The organism is Pelomonas sp. KK5 (genome assembly GCF_001984095.1).
Taxonomy (GTDB): Bacteria; Pseudomonadota; Gammaproteobacteria; order Burkholderiales; family Burkholderiaceae_C; genus KK5.
The window spans coordinates 1-1,864 of sequence record NZ_LYVQ01000450.1; the positions used below are offsets into that span (position 1 = coordinate 1).

At 68.6% G+C, this 1,864-nt stretch carries 2 protein-coding genes; both read right to left on the bottom strand.

What is annotated here, in order from left to right; translation table 11 throughout:
* Positions 1-54 precede the first annotated feature (54 nt).
* Positions 55-507 carry a hypothetical protein gene (locus B0W88_RS31550; protein ID WP_077038389.1) on the bottom strand — a complete coding sequence of 151 codons (453 nt, stop codon included), beginning with the start codon at positions 505-507 and terminating at the stop codon, positions 55-57.
* A gap of 108 nt (positions 508-615) precedes the next feature.
* Positions 616-1,864, bottom strand: a 1,249-nt coding sequence (locus B0W88_RS31555) for a 3-hydroxybutyrate oligomer hydrolase family protein (protein WP_077038390.1), incomplete at its 5' end; no start/stop codon positions are given.

Consider the following 1,864-nt stretch of genomic DNA (forward strand, 5'->3'; position numbering starts at 1 on the left):
GCTCATGCCCGCCATTCTCGCCGCCGCCTGCGGCGGCGAGCCTCTGCCGGTGCGCTACTTGAACTTCGCCTCCTGCAGCATGCGGCTGCCCATGATTTCCCGGAACTCGGTGCGGTCGCCCGACTCCTTCTCCATCTGCGCGGTCGACTTCTTCTTCCAGGCCTGGTACTCATCGGCCCGCTTGTCGCTCTCCGGGCCGCTGGGCAGCTTGTCATACATGACGACCAGGTACAGGTCCGGCTCGCCCTTGCGCGGATAGGCGTTGAACAGGATCGTGTAGCCCTTGATCCAGCCCTTGGACTTGGCGAACTCCTGGTCCGCCTTCCACTCGGCGGCCAGGAACTTGGCATAGGCAAAGCTGCCGCCGTCCTTCAGGTGCACCTCGGTCATGTCCCAGTAGTCGCCGGAGGTCATCGGCCAGTCGGTGGCCATGGCCTTGGTCGACAGGCCCAGCGCTCCAGCCAACAGCAGGACCGCCAGGCACCCCCTCGTCAATGCGTTCTTCATCGAGCTCTCCTTGGCGCAGCCACCATGGCTGCTGAAGGGAAGCTAGCAGGGTGGCCCTGACGGCAGGGCGCGCCCACGCACGCCGGGTCCGCAGGATTGAGGACGGATTCAGGGCACGAACAGCGTGGCGCAATGACCGGCCGCCGCCGCCGGGGCATCGGCGATCTGCCCGCCGCGCGCGACGCACTGGTCCGGCGGCAGCGGTGCGCGCTGCTCGACGTGGCGCACCAGCAGGTCGAAGGCCCGCTGCGCATGCGGCTCGATCAGTTCCAGCTGGGCAAAAGTGTCCCTGTAGGTCTCGATGTGGTTGCCATTCTGGATCTCGTAGAGCCGGTAGGCCGGATCGCGGTCGCGGCGGCGGTGCCAGCTCTTCGGGCCGTTGTCGTCGTCGGCGGCCTCGGCCACGCGGCGGGCATAGGCGCGGGCGTGGTGGTCGATCGGCAGCAGCGCGTCCATCGTGCCGGCCACGGTGATCAGCGGCTTCCTGATCTTGCCCGTCGTGGCGAAGGCGGCCAGCTTGTCGTCGGCATCGGAGGCCGAGCGGCGCGCCACGTAGTTGTAGTTGCCGGGGCCCGCGACGTAGGTGTCGTAGCCCGGGTCCATGCGCTTCTGCCACTGGCACTGGGTCACTTCCCAGAAGGAGGCCGAGTAGTTGCCCCAGAGCGAGGCGGCGCCGGCCACGATGTCGGGCGGGTAGCCGGCGGCCATCATGTTCTTGGCGGCGGTGCTGGTGGGCGAGCGGCCCGAGGCGACGTAGTCCGGGAAGTTGAGGATGGCCGCGGGCAGGTCGGTCAGCAGGTTGGGCGTGTCGGGGTCGACGAAGGTGCCTTCCCAGTCGACGCCGCCGTCGAAGTATTCGGGCGCCGTCTCGATGGCGCGGCGCACCTGGTAGCCGCCGTTGGACGTGCCCACCGCATAGGTGAAGCGCGGGCCCTTGCCGTAGCGCGCCTGCAGGCCGCGGCGGGCGGTGTCGGCGGCCAGCACCATGAACTCGCGCCAGCGGGTGAACTCCTGGCCGGGATCGTTGTCGTAGAAGTGCACCCACAAGGGGGAGTCCGGATTGAGCCGGCAGGCCAGCGGATCGGCCGCGGTGCTGAACTGCAGGTTCAGCACGCCCTTGTTCTGCGAGGCGTAGGCATAGCCCTTCTGGATCACGTAGTCGCTCCAGGCGAAGTCGCCGTTGAACTCGCTGCGCGTGCCGGAGGCGCCGGCCACCACCAGGCTGCCGTTCCAGTCGTTCGGCAGGCGCAGCAGGAAGCGGCCCTGGCCCAGCGGGTCGCTGGCGAAGCGCGCGTTGATCTGCAGGCCCGGCACCATGCGCGTGATCGGTGTCTTGCTCGCGGCATTGGGCGCGATG

Bases quoted from the DNA above. Each gene is read 5' to 3' on its own strand.
- B0W88_RS31550 (WP_077038389.1), bottom strand. From the start codon at position 507: ATGAAGAACGCATTGACGAGGGGGTGCCTGGCGGTCCTGCTGTTGGCT.